This window comes from Sphingobium sp. B2D3C, from assembly GCF_025961835.1.
Lineage (GTDB): Bacteria > Pseudomonadota > Alphaproteobacteria > Sphingomonadales > Sphingomonadaceae > Sphingobium.
The window spans coordinates 654,965-671,340 of the sequence record NZ_JAOQOK010000001.1 but is presented as its reverse complement, the minus strand read 5'-3'; the positions used below and the strand labels follow the sequence as shown (position 1 = coordinate 671,340).

Below are 16,376 nucleotides of genomic sequence, written 5' to 3'. Positions count from 1 at the left end.
CCCGCACCGCATGGCACGCGATCCGCACTGGCTCAAACTACCAAAGGCCCGGCTCAAAGCCGGTACCGACAAGGGCGCAGAGGCCCGTTGCGACAAGCTGAAAGCCTATCTGCATGACATCATCCGGCTCGGCAATGCCTGACTGGCACGGACAGTTACAGCGTCAGCGCGTCCGTGAACCGTTACAATGCCGCGCCGACCTGAAAGATCCATGGCATGACGCGCCTGAACACAGGATGGATCGGCCCTTGTTCGCCCCTTGGGGAGCGGCTACCGGATGCTGCGCTTAATCGTCAGATATGCGACCAGGTGACTCTCGCGATGACGCAGTTCGCGCTCATAGGGCATCAGCGAGCGCCGATCCGGATCGTAGAAGTCGCGCACGCGCCGCTTGCCGCTATCCAGCAGGTTTTCGCTGCCGAGGGTCACCGTCCAGCGAGGATTCGGGCGATATTCGACAAAGGCGGCGACGTTCGGCGCGATCCCCCGGTTGAAGTCCACCTCGTCGATCCGATAGCTGTCCGACCCGCTATTGCCGGTCATGCTCGTGCCCCAGGCGAAACTGCCCAGATCCTGCCGGAAGCGCGCCTCGTAGTAGAAGGGCGCATAGCCGGAAAAGGGGCGATAGCGCAGCGTGTACGGATCCCGCACGGAGGTATCGATGTAGGAGCCATAAAGGGTGAGCCGCCCGCCTTTGACGCCCAGCCGGGAGAGCGGCAGATCGATATTGGCCGCCGCGCTGAACTGGGTGCCGTCGCCCAGATTGCCCGGTGCATCAAAGCCCTCCGGCGTCGGCACGCGGTCCTGAACCTTCGCGATGAAATCATAGCCCAGATCGAGTGTGATGCGCCCGTCTCCGGGCAAAGCGCGATCGACGCTCAGCTTGAACTCCCAGGCCCGCTGCGGGAGGAGATCGGGATTGCCACTGTTCACCCGGTCCGCCGATAGCTCCGCGGCGCTGACGAAATCCTCGAAATCGAGCTGGGCTACCGTCCGTTCCGCGCTGATCTGGCTGTGCCAGGCGCCGTGGCGCCAGTCCAGCGCGACCTTGGGCTTGACGAAGTCGAGGGTCCGACGGGCACTGACATCGCCCCTTACGCTGAGGCGCGAGCGTTCATAGGCAAGGCCCAAATCGATCCGCAGTCGGGATGACAGTGGCCGGCCCGCATTGGCGAAGGCCTCGCCGCGATCTTCCGTCACCACGGCATGGCTGACGGGCAGATCATAAACCGTGACCGCCCCATCGGGATCGACGGAAAACAGATCCACTTGCCCATCCAGCCGGGTGCGGACGCCCTCCGCGCCTGTCTCGACGGTCCAGCCCGAGAATGCCGTGCCATTCCAGCTCAGGCGCGCCAGCGTCTCGTCCCGCCAGTCATGCTGGTTCTGAAAGAGGCCGCCCAGATCGTCTCCTGCCAGACTGGCCTCGGTCGCTTGATCGCGCAGGCTGCGATATCGCCGGGAGGCCAGACCGAGCAGCTTGATGCCGCCCGAACCGAGCGGGCGCGTGATATCCCCGCTGACTTCCATGGTGCGGGTAAACCAACGCTGCACAAGGGCGTCGTTGCGCTCGGATCCATTAGCGGATTGTACAAAGCTGCTTTGCGTCAGGTCATCATAATTGAGGTTGAGACTGGCGCTAAGATTGACCGTGCGATGCTCCCCCTCGTTCAACGTCCACCGCACGGAGCCGGAGGGCTGGGGATTGCGGAAGCGGCTGAACTTCTCGCGATACTCCTGCTCGGCCCCGCCGGGCAGCGCGACCAGCTGGTCGAACCCCTCCTCCGATGTCCCAGCATTTTTAACGGCGAGTGCGACGTTGAAAGTCGAAGCGCCCCGATTCCACAGCGCGGAGATGCTGCCTTCCGGAAGGATCGCGCCGCGATATTCCCGGCGCAAGGTCGTCTCGACAGTCGCCGCAAGCCCGCCCTCCTGCGACAGCACAACATTGGCGACCAGCGCGCGGCCGGCATAGTCCGTCCCGAACCGATCGCCCGAGGCAAGTTCGATGCGGACGACGCGGGCAGCGGGAATGCGCGAGAGCAGCGTGCCGAGCGTCTCGCTCTTGGCATTGGGCCGTCGGCCATTGATCACGACATTGCCTGCCGCCTGCCGAAAACCGCGAATCTCGGCATCGCCCTCGTCCAGCGTGAAGCCGGGCACCAGGGAGATCATCTCCAGCGCATTGCTGGGTGCGGAGGGGCTAAAAAAAGCGGCCTCGTAAACGGAGCCGCGCGATTGGTCTGCAGGCTGCCCCTGTGCCGGCGCTGGCAAGGCTGCACCGGCCAGACACGCATATCCAAAGATCAGCCACTTGCGGCGTGACAAACCAGATCCCCCAAGGCGATACCCACACCGGCTCTCGGGAAGCCGACCGGCCTGCTCGCTCCCACAGGCCAAGTCCCTCATTATGGTTAACAATTCCTCATGTCATGGCCCGAAGATGCATCTTGCCAAGAAAGCATGAAGGATGTGGCAATCAGATCATAGCATGCTAAGCAATTTGCGGGTTAAGTGGCAAGGCCCAGTTCTTTATCGGTCGCGGGGCGGCCCCATTTGTCTCGGGGAGGCATGGGGCGGTTGCGCCAGTCGAAATCCGGGGAGAAGCTAGAAATGGCGCGCCCTTCGGGTATGCGACCGTTGCCGCCGCCCTGGCTATAATCATAATAGAGCTTGATCAGCTCTTCATGGCTGCGGTGCTGGGCGGCCGGATGCGCGACGCAGGCCGCGCGCCAGCGCAACACCCGGTCGAACTGGGCGGGCACCTCATAATCTTCGTAATATTCGAGGAACCACAGCCGTTTGAACATCGGCGTGAAGGCGACCTCCGCCCAGCCGAAGCGATCCTCGAACAGAAAGTCGACGCCCGTGGCGTAGCGGCGCAGGAACGCATCCACCTTGCCAAACTCCGCGTCCACAGCCGCGCGCATTTCCTCGCGCTTGTCCGCATCGCGGTTGAGGATCATCCGGTAACCCGCGCCCGAGAATGGACCGGACAGCTCCGCCAGCATCCCCTCGACCGCGTGGCAGAACGGGTCGGGATGCGCGACGGCAGGCTGCGGGTATCGCTGCTCAAGATAGCGCAGGATGACCATGCTCTCCTTGAGGCTCTCGCCATTTTCCACATCGAGCAGCGGCAGCGCCGTGGTGCCGCCGCTCTTGGCCAGCAGCCAGTCCGGGCGCGGCTTGGAGATGTCGATCTCGACATCCTTCAGCGCCACGCCCTTGAGCGCCATCATGATCTCGATGCGCTCCGAGAAGGGGCAACCGGGAATGTGGTAGATGGTGAGATCCTGCGTCATTGCCCGGTCCGCCTTCTTATCCTTGATGTATGACCGCCGCCCGGTTCAGGCGGCGGGCTGCGGCTTGGCCTTGAGCAGATCCTCGCTCTTGGCCTTCTCGAACATCGCCTTGATCGCTGGACGCTCGTTGATGCGCGCCAGCCAGGCGCACAGGCCGGGCGTCTTCTGCTCGTTCACATAGTCGCCGAAGAAACCGCCGGGGCGCTGCAGGCCATTGGCAATGGCGAAGTTGCAGATGTCTGCAAGGCTGAAGCCGCTGTCGACCAGATAGTCCTGTTTGGAGAGCGTCTCCTCCAGCCGCTGGACCGATACGCCGACCTTGCGGAATTCCTCGTCCAGCATCTCCTGAGGGAAACCGTTGCGGGCGCGGCGCCACTTCACCTGCTGCTCGGGGATCGTCACTTTGTTGGTGACATGATCCTCGAACTCCTCGTCGGTCATCTTCTGCGCGATCGCCTTGATGCCGAATGCCCAGCCGATGGTGGAGACGCACCAGCAGAAATACTCGTCCACCCATTTGGTCCACACGCGCATTTCCGCGCGCTTGAACGGATCAGCGGGGCGCAGCGATGTGCCGGCATCCGGAAACACGTCTTCGAGATATTCGCAGATCACGGTGGATTCGGTGACGACCTGGCCATCATGCCAGAGCGCCGGCACCTGGCCGCGCGGATTGATCTTCTTGAACCAGTCCGAATGCTGCTCGAACTTGGCCGGGTCAACGAACACCGGCTCGAATTCGAGGCCCTTCTCATAGAGCGTTGCGAGCGGCTTGAGCGAATTGGCGCCGGGACCAAAGCTGTACAATTTGAGGGTCATGTCTCTCTCCGATAGTTCTTAGCGCGACCATGGCTCCGCATGGCGCCCGAGCGCAATTCGATCGCGCAATGCGATATTATTCGCCCTTCTTGCCGTCAGCGAAGACGCGGGTGCGGTCGCGGCCCCAATTGATCAGCGCCTCGGTGCGCAGACGCGCGCCCTCGGGGTCGCTCTCGATCGGCGCGACGGACTCGATGATCGCCTGGAAATGCTTCTCCAGCCCCTCGCGCACTTCCGGATAGGGAATGATGTAGAGCGCGTTTTCCTGAATGCCCTTCATGATCGCCTCGCCCAGCTTCTCGGGATCAAGCCCGTGCTGGTGGATCGAGTGCAGGGAGGCGATGGAATCGTCATTCTCGACATAGCCGCTCGACCCGAACTTCTCAGGACGCAGGCGGCTCGCCTCGGCAATGTTGGAGCGGATGTTGGCCGGCGTGCAGACAGAGACACCGATGTCATACTGCGCCAGACCCTGCCGGTAGCCTTCCATCAGGTTGATGCTGGCCGCCTTCGCCGCCGAATAGGGACCGGCCAGCGCGCTGCCCATGAACCCGCCGAGCGAGGACACCGTCACGATATGCCCCGGCACACCCGCCGCGATCATGCGCGGGACGAAAGTGACCATGCCATTGATGACACCGCCCAGGTTGACGCCTACAATCCAGTCAAAGTCATCATAGGTCGTCTTCTCGATCGGCCCGAAGCTGTTGACGCCAGCGGTGTTGGACAGGATCGTCGGCGCGCGACCGAAAACGGATTCGACCTCGTCCGCGGCCTTCGCGTAGGCGTCACGGTCCATGATATCGAGCTTGATGCCGTGGGCGCGGATGCCCTCGGCCCGCAGCTTCTCAAGGGCGGCGTCGATGGCTTCGGCGCGCACATCCGCAATGACAATCTCAGCGCCCGCCCGTCCGAACACGGTTGCCTGGCCGAAGCCGGCACCCGAGGCACCACCGGTGATGAAAGCCAGTTGGCCCTTTAAATCCTTCATGCAATCCACTCCTCGCTCCGGTCATCCGACGGGAGACTGACCTGTTATGCCCATCAGGGTGTTCCGTGCTGCTGCGCCAGGCCGCTGGCCCTTCGCTTTGCGCGGAATGATTCCCCATTCCCCGCCCGGTTTTCACTCAATGCCGGACAATGTCAACAATGAGTCGGCGTTGCGCGCGGTCGACGAGGAGCGGGAAGCGGCGACCGTTCGGCAAGTCCGCTTCATAACGGACGAAGCCGGTCTCGGCCGATTCCCAGTCGGAAACGCTCATATCCGCCCCGTCCGCTCGGAACCAGCGGCCGGGCTCAGGAAAAGTCGCGAACGCATCGAGATCCACCGCACGCGCAGCGGAGAGCGCGCAGACAAAGGCCTCGAGTGCGGTATCGCGATCATGCCAAGCGATCCAGGAGAGCGGATTATCCTGCGCATAAGCATTGTTGTTGCCCTGCTGGGTGCGGCCAAATTCATCGCCGGCCGTCAGCATGATCGTGCCGGACGAGGCAAAGAGCGTCGCAAGCAAGGCCCGCAGATCATCCCCGCGCGCCGCGATCACGGCGGGATCGTCACTCGGCCCCTCGACACCGTGGTTCCAGCTGAAATTCTCGCCATGCCCATCGCGATTATGCTCACCATTGGCGAGATTGTGGCGATGGACATACGCCACGGTATCGGCGAGCGTGAAGCCGTCATGAGACGCCAGAAAATTGACGCTCCGGCTCGGCTTGCCAAAGATGTCCGATGATCCGGCGAGACGCGTGACGAAGGCGCCGATCCCGCCATCGCCACGCCAGAAGCGGCGCACATCGTCGCGATACCGGTCGTTCCACTCCAGCCAGTTCTCAGGAAAGCGGCCGAGCTGATAGCCGTCCGCGCCGATATCCCATGGCTCTGCGATCAGAACCCGATCCGCCAGCCAAGGGTCGCGCGCGATCTCATCGAAGATTGGCGCCTGCGGGTCGAAGGCCGGGCCGCGCGCCAGCACCGGCGCGAGATCGAAGCGGAAGCCATCCACGCCCGCCTCGCGCACGAAGCGCCGCAACGTCTCCAGCGTGAGCGCCCGCACGGCAGGCTGAGTAAAGTCAAGCGTGTTGCCGGTGCCGGCGACGTTGACGAGGTTGCCATCGGCCTCCAGCGCATAATAGCTCCGCTCGCCCAAGCCGCGCATCGACAGGGTCGGCCCGATCCGGTCGCTCTCACCGGTGTGGTTGAACACAAGGTCGAGAATGACGCCGATGCCGGCCTGGTGCAGGCACGCCACCGTTTCGCGCAATTCCGCCATCCCACCGGGACAAAGCCGGGGATCGAGGGCCATGGGCGCGATCGGGTTGTAGCCCCAGGCATTGGCCAAGCCACGCGCGACCAGATGCCGCTCATCGATCCAGGCGACGATCGGCATCAGTTCGATCGCGCCGACATGCAGCTTCTGGAGATGCGCGATGACCGCCGGGTGTGCAAGCGCCGCCACCGTGCCACGCAGCGCGGGCGGCACGTCCGGGTGCAGCATGGTGAAACCGCGCACATTCAACTCGTAGATCAGGGCGCCCTGGCGAAAGTGCGGCGGCGCTGGCGGGAGATCGGCCAGCGGCGCGGTGACGACGCTGCGCGGCACCAGCGGCGCCGTCTCTACGCCGCGCTCGACGAGCTGGGGATCGTAAACAAAAGGCCGATCGATCGCGCTCGCCCAGGGATCGACCAGCAGCTTGGCAGGGTCGAAGCACAGCCCCTGCTCCGGCGCCCATGGGCCGTCGGCGCGAAAGCCATAAAGCTGGCCGGCCGCGACCCCGGCAATCTGCGCCTGCCAGACATCGGCTTGTTGGGCCATGGCATGGCAATGCTCGTGCCCATCCTCGTCGAACAGGCACAGGGTGACGGTAGTGGCGTCGGGCGCCCAGACGGAGAATGTCACGCCCTCGCGGGTGAGGTGAACGCCGTACATTCAGGCCCTGAACGCCTGCGAGGCAAAGGCGCACCGCCTCATGTCACGACATCCGGGGCAGTGCGGCCCGTGTGGCGCGCGATACCAGCAATCGCCTCTGCCGCTGCGATCAGCCCCGCCAGCATCGCAGGCGTCTCTTCATCCAGCGCGCCGCCAACCGGCTCGTAACGCTCCAGATAGACCCGCAGCGTCGCGCCTTCCGTGCCTGTGCCGGAGAGACGGAACACCACACGAGAACCGCCCTCGAACAGCACGCGCAGGCCCTGATTGGCACTGACCGAGCCATCGACCGGATCGGCGTAGGAGAAGCTGTCCGCCGCAGCGACGGTGAGCGCGCCGAAGCGCGCACCGGGCAGCGCGGGGAGCGCCGCCGTCAGCGCTTCGATGAGCGCATTGGCCTTCTCCGTCTCGATGCCTTCATAATCGTGCCGCGCATAATAATTGCGGCCAAAGCGCGCCCAGTGATCGCGGGCCAGGGCATCGACGCTGATCTTCCGCTCGGCGAGGATGTTGAGCCAGAGCAGCACGGCCCACACCCCGTCCTTCTCGCGGACATGATCGCTGCCCGTGCCGGCGCTTTCCTCGCCGCAGATGGTCGCCATGCCGGCATCCAGCAGATTGCCGAAGAATTTCCAGCCGGTTGGCGTCTCGAAGCTCGGGATGCCGAGCGCTTCCGCCACGCGGTCCGCTGCCGCGCTGGTTGGCATGGAGCGGGCAATGCCCTCGAGGCCGCCGCGATAGCCCTTGGCGAGATGTGCGTTGGCCGCCAGCATCGCCAGCGAATCCGACGGCGTGACGAAGCGCCCCTTGCCGATGATCAGGTTGCGGTCGCCATCGCCATCCGACGCGGCGCCGAAATCGGGGGCGTCCCCGCTCATCATCAGATCGTACAGCACCTTGGCGTGGACGAGATTGGGGTCCGGGTGATGATGGCCAAAGTCCTCCAGCGGTGTGCCATTGCGGACGGTGCCGGGCGCAAAGCCCAGGCGTCGCTCGAAAATCTCGGTCGCATATGGGCCGGTGACCGCGCTCATCGCATCGAAGGCGAGCGTAAAGCCGCCGACGGCAATGTTGCGGATGGCGGCAAAGTCGAACAGCTCCTCCATCAGATCGGCATAATCGGCCACAGGATCGACCACCTCGACCGCCATGCCGCCAACCGGGACGATGCCCAGCGCATCGAGATCGATGTCGCCTGCTTCCACCATCTGCCACTGGCTAATGGTCTGCGTGCGCGCGTAGATCGCCTCGGTCACTTTCTCTGGCGCCGGCCCGCCATTGGAGACGTTATACTTGATCCCGAAATCTTCGTCCGGCCCGCCAGGATTGTGGCTGGCGGAGAGGATTAGCCCGCCCAGCGCGCCATATTTGCGGATCAGGTGGCTGGCGGCGGGCGTCGAGAGGATGCCGCCCTGCCCCACCATCACCTTCGCAAAGCCATTGGCGGCGGCCATGCGGATCGTCTGCTGGATGACCGTGCGGTTATGATAGCGACCGTCGCCGCCAATCACGAGCAGGGCGCCATCCTTGCCATCAATCGCATCGAAGACCGACTGGACGAAATTCTCGGCATAATTGGCCTGCTGGAACACCCGCACCTTCTTGCGCAGGCCGGATGTGCCGGGCTTCTGGCCTTCGAACGGCGTAGTGGGAACGCGCGTGATCGTCATCTCTGCTCCTTGAGTTGCCGGTAGAGCGCAGCATAGGCAGCGCCGCTCCGTCCCCAGCTATTGTCCGTTTTCATCCCCGCCTGCTGGATCTGCTGCCAGCGCGAGCGCGCCCCATAAAGGCGGATCGTGCGGCTGATCGCCGCTGCAAGGCCCTGATAATCGACCGGCGAGAACAGCACGCCGGTGGCTGCCCCCGCGTTCATCGCGGCCTCATTGGCGTCGATCACCGTATCGCCCAGCCCGCCGGTGCGCGCGACGACCGGCACGCAGCCATAAGCCAGACCGTAAAGCTGCGTGAGACCGCAGGGCTCGAACCGGGAGGGAATGAGAATGGCATCGCCCCCGCCCTGCATCAGATGAGCGAGCGGCTCGTCATAGCCGATGCGAATGCCAACGCGACCGGGATGGCGGCCGGCGGCGGCATGAAGTCCGGCCTCGATCGCCGCATCACCGCTGCCGAGCACCGCGAGCCTGCCCCCCAGGCCGACGAGGTGATCGATCACCTCCAGCAGCACGTCCATGCCCTTCTGCCAGGTGAGCCGTGTGATGACGACGAACAGCGGCCCATCACCGCTCTCCAGCCCGAAGGCGGCCTCGATCGCCCGCTTGTTGGCCACGCGACCGGAGAGGTCGTCCGCCGTGAATGGCGCGGCCAGCGCTGCATCCTTGGCCGGATTCCACTCGGCAGCATCGATACCGTTGACGATGCCATGCATGCGGTCCTGCCGGCCGACGACCAGCCCCTCCAACCCCATGCCGAATTCCGGCCGGCGGATTTCCTCGGCATAGCCGGGACTCACGGTGGTGATCGCATCCGCGAGGACCAGCCCCGCCTTCAGCATCCCCACGCCTCCATGATATTCCACGCCCTCGATCGACCATGCGACCGGCGGCAGGTCCAGCCGGGCAAAGAAAGCCGCGTCGAACCAGCCCTGGAATGCCATGTTGTGGATGGTCATCACGCTGGCGGGCCTTGTCGTCTGATCCCCGGAATAGACCAGATAGGCCGGCGCCAGCCCGGCCTGCCAATCATGCGCGTGGAGCACATCGAACGGCTTGAGCCCCGCGCGCCCGGCGGCGAGATCGGCTGCCGCCTTAGCGAAGGCGGCGAAACGCAGGCCATTGTCCAGCCAGTCCCGCCCCATGGCATCGGCATAAGGTCCGCCATCGCGCTCGAAAAAGCCTGGTGCATCCAGGACCAGCAGCGGGCGCCCCTCATGCTTGGCAGCGAGAATGCGCGCCGGCGTGCCGAGCAGCGAGTCATAGCGGAAGACGGTGCGCTTGCGCGGCAGGGCCTTCAAGACGGAGGGGTAGCCCGGCAGAAAGCGCGTCATCGCCACGCCATGCCGCGCCACCGCCGCCGGCAAGGCCCCGGCCACATCGGCAAGGCCGCCGGTCTTGATGAGAGGCCAGCATTCGGACGCGGCGGAGAGGACGGAAAGCTCTGTCATGTTCGTAACAACCCGATGGACGGCGACGTGCCTTAAGGCAAAGGATGAAAAATCCGGTTCGACACGCGCAAGTGCTGCGCGCGGCCCTAGACGCTAGTCCAGCCGGTCGATCATCGCCTTGGTGATCAGACAGATGCCGCTTTCCGTGCGGCGAAACCGCTGCCCGTCCAGGCCCGGATCTTCGCCGACGACCAGACCTTCCGGAATGCGGACGCCGCTATCGATGATGCACCGCTTGAGCCGCGCACCGCGACCGATGTTGCAATAAGGCAGGATCACCGCCTCCTTCACGCTGGCGAAGCTGCCCATCTTCACCCCGGTGAACAGCAGGCTGCGATGCGCCTCGGCGCCCGAGACGATGCAATCCTGCGAGATGAGCGAACTAACCGCCATGCCCCGGCGGCCTTCCTCATCATGCACGAACTTGGCGGGCGCAGCGATGATCTGGTCGGTCCAGATCGGCCAGTCCCGATCGTACATGTTGAGCTTGGGGACCACGTCGGTCAGGTCGATATTGGCTTCCCAATACGCATCGAGCGTGCCGACATCGCGCCAATATTCTTCGATTTGCTCGGCGGCGCGTATCGCGCTCGATGAAAACAGATGAGCGACAGCTTTGCCGTGCTTGACGATATAGGGGATGATGTCCCCGCCGAAATCGCGCTTGCTTTCCGGATCATCGGCATCCCGCCGCAGCTGCTCGAAGAGAAATTCGGTCGTGAAGACATAGATGCCCATCGAGGCGAGCGCGACATCGGGCTTGCCGGGCATGGCTGGCGGGTCGGCGGGCTTCTCGAGGAAGCTGGTGATCTGGCCCTTATCATCGACATGCATGACGCCAAAGGCCGTCGCCTGCATGCGCGGGACTTCCAGGCAGCCCACGGTCACATCGGCATTTTCCTGCACATGCTGCTGGAGCATGAGCTCATAATCCATCTTGTAGATGTGATCGCCCGCCAGGATGACGATATATTTTGGCGCGTGGCTGGCGATGATGTCGATGTTCTGGAACACCGCGTCCGCTGTACCCTCATACCAGTGAAACTCGTCGATGCGCTGCGAGGCGGGCAGAATGTCGAAGCTCTCGTTGCGCTCGGGGCGCAGGAAGTTCCAGGCGCGCTGCATGTGGCGGATGAGCGAGTGGGCCTTGTACTGCGTCGCCACGCCGATGCGCCGGATGCCGCTGTTGATCGCATTGGAGAGCGCAAAATCGATGATGCGGGACATGCCGCCGAAATACACCGCAGGCTTCGCGCGATTGTCGGTCAGTTCCATCAGGCGGCTGCCGCGCCCGCCGGCCAAGACATAAGCCATCGCGTCGCGTGCCAGAGGTTGTTTGCGGCCTTCTCTTTGTGTCACCTGTTCCCACTCCTTCCTCTGGCGCGCCATTATGACGGCGGACGCCTCAATCCTCTCCGTGCAGCATGATTGTGGCGAGCGGCGGCAAGGTCATCCTCGCCACGCCTTTCTCGGCCTTCACCGCACCCAAATTCCCGACACCGCTGCCCCCATAGATCGCGGCATCGGTGTTCATCACCTCCTGCCAGATGCCATCATGCGGCAGCGGCACGCGATAATCATAATGCACCACCGGCGTCATGTTCGCGATCACCGCGACAGGCGCCGCGCCGGGTGCCTTGCGGACCCAGGCGAACACCGAATTCTCGCGATCGTCCACGATCAGCCATTCAAAGCCCTCGCCTTCGCAATCGCGCTGATACAGGGCGGCAAGAGACCGGTACAAACCATTGAGATCACGAATGAGCGTCCGGATGCCGGAATGGGCAGGCGCGTCCAGTAGCTCCCAGTCGAGCGCGCGCGCTTCGCTCCACTCCCGGCGCTGCGCGAACTCCTGCCCCATGAACAGCAGCTTCTTGCCGGGGTAGCCCCACATGAAGGCATAATAAGCGCGCAGATTGGCGAATTTCTGCCAATCATCGCCGGCCATCTTGTTGAGCAGCGAGCCCTTGCCGTGGACCACCTCGTCATGGCTGAGCGGCAGCACGAAATTCTCGGTATAGGCGTAGGTCAGCCCGAAGGTGATCTCTTCGTGATGGTACCGCCGGTGGATCGGATCACGCGCCATGTAACTGAGCGTATCGTTCATGAAGCCCATGTTCCACTTGAACCCGAAACCCAGCCCATTGTCATGCACGGGATGCGTGACGCCCGGCCATGTGGTGGATTCCTCGGCAATCGTCATGATGCCGGGATGGGCGCCGTAGATCGCCTTGTTCATGGTCTGGAGGAAGGCTGCGGCCTCCCAGTTCTCGCGCCCGCCCTCCGCGTTGGGCACCCATGCGCCCGGCTCGCGGCTATAGTCGCGGTGGAGCATCGAGGCGACGGCGTCGACTCTTAATCCGTCGACATGATAGCGCTCGGCCCAGAACAGCGCATTGTTGACGAGGAAGCTCGCCACCTCGCGCCGGCCGAAATTGTAGATCGCGGTGTTCCAGTCCGGATGGAAGCCCTGGCGCGGGTCTTCATGCTCATAAAGTGCCGTGCCATCGAAGCGGGCCAGCCCGTGCGCATCGGTCGGGAAATGCGCGGGCACCCAGTCGAGCAGCACGCCAAGGCCGGCGCGGTGGGCGCCATCGACAAAGCGGGCAAAGCCGGCCGGATCACCAAAGCGGGCCGACGGCGCATAAAGACCGGTGGTCTGATAGCCCCAACTCGGGTCATAGGGATGCTCGGAGACCGGCAGGAATTCGATATGCGTGAAGCCCATGTCCGCGACATAAGGGATCAGTTCCTCGGCCATCCGGTCCCATGACAGGAACCAGCCCTGCTCATCCCGCCGCCAAGAGCCGGGGTGAACCTCGTAAATGCTCAACGGTACGCGGCGTGGATCGACCGAGGCCCAATGCGCGCGGTGGGCGGCATCGCCCCAGTCCGGCTTGGCTGGAGAGAAGGTCATCGACGCGGTTTTCGGCCGAAGCTCGGACGCGAAGGCAAACGGATCGGCCTTGAGCGGCTGGACCGTACCGTCCGGCCCGACGATCAAATATTTATACGCCTCCCACGCCCCGAGGCCCGGCATGAAGATTTCCCACACGCCATTGTCGCTGCGCCGGCGCATCACATGGCGTTGGCCGTTCCAATCATTGAAGTCGCCGACCAGAGCCACGCGCTGTGCATTGGGCGCCCAGACGGCAAAGTGGACGCCGCTAGCCCCTTCATGTTCAATGAGATGCGCGCCGAGCTTGTCGAACAATCGGAAGTGCGTGCCTTCCCCGATCAGCAGATCATCGAGCGGCCCCAGGACCGGCCCGAAGCTGTACGGGTCCGTGATTGTCCACTCGGCCCCCTGCCCCTTCGCACGATAGCGCAAGGGCTGACGCGGTCCCGACACTGCGCCTTCGAACAGACCGCGCGCATCGACGCGCTCCAGCGTGCCCAGCCGCGCTCCGGCCAGGTCATGCACCTCCACCTGCTCAGCCCCCGGCACCACAGCGCGCACGAATATGCCGGTCGGCCCTTCGTGCGGCCCGAGCAGCGAAAAGGGGTCGGCATGGGTGCCAGCCAGCAAGGCTTCAAGGGCCGCTTTGGGCGGCTTCACATAACTCCCCAGATGTCTTTGGCATATTCCGCGATGGTGCGGTCTGAGGAGAACCATCCAACGTTCGCAATGTTCCGCAGCGCTGCACTTTGCCAACCGGCCGGGTTCGACCAGCGGGCATCGACAGCGCGCTGGGCCTGGCTGTAGCTCTCGAAATCGGCGGCGACCATGAACCAGTCATGGTCATACAGCCCACCGATCAGTTCGACATAGCGATTGGGGTCGTCCGGCGAGAAGACGCCCGAGGCAATCGCTGAAACCGCCTGCTGCAACTCGCGCGACTCCTCGATGATCTGGCGCGGATTATACCCATTGGCCCGCTGGTGCGCGACTTCATCCGCCGTCAGACCGAAAATGACGATATTGTCATCGCCGACCCGATCCTTGATCTCGATATTGGCGCCATCGAGCGTGCCGATGGTCAGCGCGCCGTTGAGCGCGAACTTCATGTTGCCGGTGCCGGATGCCTCCATGCCGGCGGTGGAAATCTGCTCGGAGAGGTCGGCGGCGGGGATGATCTTCTCAGCCAGGCTGACATTATAGTTTGGCACGAAGACGACCTTGAGCAATCCGCCCACCGAGGGATCGCTGTTGATCCGCCGGGCGATGTCATTGGACAGTTTGATGATGAGCTTGGCATTATGGTAGCTCGGCGCTGCCTTGCCGCCGAAAATCTTGACGCGCGGCACCCAGTCGATCTCCGGATGGCTGCGGATCTGGTCGTAGAGCGCCACCGTCTCAATGAGATTGAGGAGCTGGCGCTTATATTCGTGGATGCGCTTGATCTGCACGTCGAACAGCGCGGAGGGATCGAGGCGGATGCCCATATGCTCGCGCAGATGCTGCGTCAGCGCCTCCTTGTTGGCGCGCTTGATGGCGCCCAGCCGCTCGCCAAGCGCCGCATCATCAGCGAACCGGTTCAGCTCGTGGAGCTTCTCGGCATCGTCCATGAACCCGTCGCCGATCGTCTCGCGAATGAGCGCAGTGAGGCCGGGATTGCACTCCAGCAGCCAGCGCCGCGGGGTCACGCCATTGGTCTTGTTATTGATCCGGTCCGGGTAGAGCCGGTGCAGATCGGCGAAGACGGTCTGCTTCATCAGCTCGGTATGCAGTGCCGCGACGCCATTGACGCTGTGCGCGCCAGCAAAGGCGAGATTGGCCATACGCACGCGGCGTTCGCCATTTTCGTCGATCACGGAAATGGCGGAGATGGCTGCATTATCGAGCTGCTTGCTGGCCCGCGCCTCACGCAGCACCAGCGCGTTGATGGCGTAGACGATCTGCATATGCCGGGGCAGCATCCGCTCGAACAGCGGCAGCGGCCAGCTCTCCAGCGCCTCGGGCAGCAGAGTGTGGTTAGTATAGCCAAAGGTGGCGCGCGTGATGGTCCACGCCTCAGCCAGTTCCAGCCCGTGATCGTCCATCAACAGGCGCATCAGTTCCGCGACGGACACCGCCGGATGCGTATCGTTGAGCTGAATGGCGACCTTGTCCGGCAGCGTACGGATGTCGCCATGATATTGTATGTGCCGCCGCACGATGTCCTGAATGGAGGCGGACGAGAAGAAATACTCCTGGCGCAGCCGCAGTTCCTGCCCGGCCTGCGTCGAATCCGCCGGATAGAGCACGCGCACCAGACTTTCGGCGCGCACCTGCTCGGCGAGCGCCCCGGCATGATCGCCGGCATTGAAGGCATCGAGCCGCAGCGGATCGACCGGGAAGGCATTCCACAGCCGCAGCGTGTTGACGCGACGTCCGCGCCAGCCGACCACGGGTGTGTCGACCGCCATGGCGATGACCTTCTCGGCCGGATGCCATTCGACGCGACCGTCGACATCACCGACGACCTCGCCGCCGAAGCCGACGCGATAGGCGCTCTCCCGCCGCTCGAACTCCCATGGATTACCGTGCGCCAGCCAGTTTTCGGGCAGTTCGACCTGCCAGCCATCATCGATGCGCTGGCGGAACATGCCGTTCACATAGCGGATGCCATAGCCATAAGCGGGGATGTCGAGCGTCGCGAGGCTCTCCATGAAGCAGGCCGCCAGACGTCCGAGGCCGCCATTGCCCAGCGCAGCATCCGGTTCGATCTCCACGATCTCGTCCAGGTCCACGCCATGTTCGGCCAGCGCAGCACGCACCTCCCCGACCACGCCGAGATTGCTCAGCGCGTCGCGCAGCAGTCGCCCGATCAAGAACTCGAGGCTGAGATAATAGACTCTCTTCGCACCTGCAGCATGAGCCGCCTTGGACGATTCCATCCACCGCTCGATGATCTCGTCGCGCAGGGTATAGATCGTCGCGGCGAGCCAGTCGTGCGGCAGTGCAGCTTGACTATCCTTGCCAATCCGGTGGACCAGCGCGTCAACAATCCGCATCTGAAGCGCCTTGTCCGACCTGCTGTCTCTACTCGCCATTAGCCCTGCCCCTTTTCGATTCATGCCGCGTCGCGGAATCACCCATCGATAACACAGACGCACGCATGCGCCAGCCTTGCTTTCAATGCTTTTCCTCGAACCCCCGGGTCAGTGCAGAGCCCAAATTTCGATTGAATCTTAGTAGTTGCCGTCTGCATTTATTTGAATAGCATTCATTTGAAGCTGACCTTTCGAGTCGGCGACGCAGACGGGGAGGATATGGCTGCGCGG

11 protein-coding genes are annotated in these 16,376 nt (G+C 63.6%); 1 reads left to right on the top strand and 10 read right to left on the bottom strand.

Going from position 1 to position 16,376, the window contains the following annotated elements; translation table 11 throughout:
* Positions 1 to 10: 10 nt before the first annotated feature.
* Complete coding sequence (locus tag M2339_RS03105) at positions 11 to 142, top strand: hypothetical protein (RefSeq protein WP_264573236.1); 132 nt, start codon at positions 11 to 13, stop codon at positions 140 to 142.
* A gap of 128 nt (positions 143 to 270) precedes the next feature.
* On the opposite strand, the gene M2339_RS03100 is transcribed toward M2339_RS03105, so the two are convergent.
* The 10 genes from M2339_RS03100 to M2339_RS03055 form a co-directional block, all read right to left on the bottom strand.
* Positions 271 to 2,175, bottom strand: a complete 1,905-nt coding sequence (locus tag M2339_RS03100) for a TonB-dependent receptor (protein ID WP_264606147.1) — start codon at positions 2,173 to 2,175, stop codon at positions 271 to 273.
* A gap of 335 nt (positions 2,176 to 2,510) precedes the next feature.
* Positions 2,511 to 3,302: a glutathione S-transferase family protein gene (locus M2339_RS03095; protein WP_264587540.1), complete on the bottom strand. Its 792-nt coding sequence runs from the start codon at positions 3,300 to 3,302 to the stop codon at positions 2,511 to 2,513.
* Between the two features lie 45 nt (positions 3,303 to 3,347).
* Positions 3,348 to 4,121, bottom strand: coding sequence for a glutathione S-transferase family protein (locus M2339_RS03090; protein ID WP_264573239.1), 774 nt, complete (start codon positions 4,119 to 4,121; stop codon positions 3,348 to 3,350).
* Positions 4,122 to 4,197: 76 nt separating this feature from the next.
* A complete protein-coding gene (locus M2339_RS03085; RefSeq protein ID WP_181560166.1) occupies positions 4,198 to 5,112 on the bottom strand; it encodes an SDR family NAD(P)-dependent oxidoreductase in 915 nt (304 codons plus the stop codon).
* Between the two features lie 136 nt (positions 5,113 to 5,248).
* A complete protein-coding gene (gene glgX, locus M2339_RS03080) occupies positions 5,249 to 7,048 on the bottom strand; it encodes a glycogen debranching protein GlgX (protein WP_264587541.1) in 1,800 nt (599 codons plus the stop codon).
* Between the two features lie 38 nt (positions 7,049 to 7,086).
* The gene (locus tag M2339_RS03075) at positions 7,087 to 8,718 is read right to left on the bottom strand and encodes an alpha-D-glucose phosphate-specific phosphoglucomutase (protein ID WP_264587542.1); all 1,632 of its coding nucleotides are present in this window, start codon (positions 8,716 to 8,718) and stop codon (positions 7,087 to 7,089) included.
* Positions 8,715 to 10,169: a glycogen synthase GlgA gene (glgA, locus tag M2339_RS03070; RefSeq protein ID WP_264587543.1), complete on the bottom strand. Its 1,455-nt coding sequence runs from the start codon at positions 10,167 to 10,169 to the stop codon at positions 8,715 to 8,717. Before glgA ends, M2339_RS03075 begins: the two co-directional genes overlap by 4 nt.
* 93 nt (positions 10,170 to 10,262) lie before the next feature.
* The gene (gene glgC / locus M2339_RS03065) at positions 10,263 to 11,528 is read right to left on the bottom strand and encodes a glucose-1-phosphate adenylyltransferase (protein WP_264570843.1); all 1,266 of its coding nucleotides are present in this window, start codon (positions 11,526 to 11,528) and stop codon (positions 10,263 to 10,265) included.
* Positions 11,529 to 11,574: 46 nt separating this feature from the next.
* Complete coding sequence (glgB, locus tag M2339_RS03060) at positions 11,575 to 13,728, bottom strand: 1,4-alpha-glucan branching protein GlgB (RefSeq protein ID WP_264587545.1); 2,154 nt, start codon at positions 13,726 to 13,728, stop codon at positions 11,575 to 11,577.
* Positions 13,725 to 16,145: a glycogen/starch/alpha-glucan phosphorylase gene (locus M2339_RS03055; RefSeq protein ID WP_264587546.1), complete on the bottom strand. Its 2,421-nt coding sequence runs from the start codon at positions 16,143 to 16,145 to the stop codon at positions 13,725 to 13,727. The genes glgB and M2339_RS03055 overlap by 4 nt, the downstream gene beginning before the upstream one ends.
* Between the last annotated feature and the right edge of the window lie 231 nt (positions 16,146 to 16,376).

Excerpts from the sequence above, each read along its gene's own strand:
- M2339_RS03105 (WP_264573236.1), top strand. The coding sequence starts at position 11 with ATGGCACGCGATCCGCACTGGCTCAAACTACCAAAGGCCCGGCTCAAA.
- glgA (WP_264587543.1), bottom strand. The coding sequence starts at position 10,169 with ATGACAGAGCTTTCCGTCCTCTCCGCCGCGTCCGAATGCTGGCCTCTC.
- M2339_RS03055 (WP_264587546.1), bottom strand. The coding sequence starts at position 16,145 with ATGGCGAGTAGAGACAGCAGGTCGGACAAGGCGCTTCAGATGCGGATT.
- M2339_RS03100 (WP_264606147.1), bottom strand. The coding sequence starts at position 2,175 with ATGATCTCCCTGGTGCCCGGCTTCACGCTGGACGAGGGCGATGCCGAG.
- M2339_RS03075 (WP_264587542.1), bottom strand. The coding sequence starts at position 8,718 with ATGACGATCACGCGCGTTCCCACTACGCCGTTCGAAGGCCAGAAGCCC.
- M2339_RS03095 (WP_264587540.1), bottom strand. The coding sequence starts at position 3,302 with ATGACGCAGGATCTCACCATCTACCACATTCCCGGTTGCCCCTTCTCG.
- M2339_RS03085 (WP_181560166.1), bottom strand. The coding sequence starts at position 5,112 with ATGAAGGATTTAAAGGGCCAACTGGCTTTCATCACCGGTGGTGCCTCG.
- glgX (WP_264587541.1), bottom strand. The coding sequence starts at position 7,048 with ATGTACGGCGTTCACCTCACCCGCGAGGGCGTGACATTCTCCGTCTGG.
- M2339_RS03090 (WP_264573239.1), bottom strand. The coding sequence starts at position 4,121 with ATGACCCTCAAATTGTACAGCTTTGGTCCCGGCGCCAATTCGCTCAAG.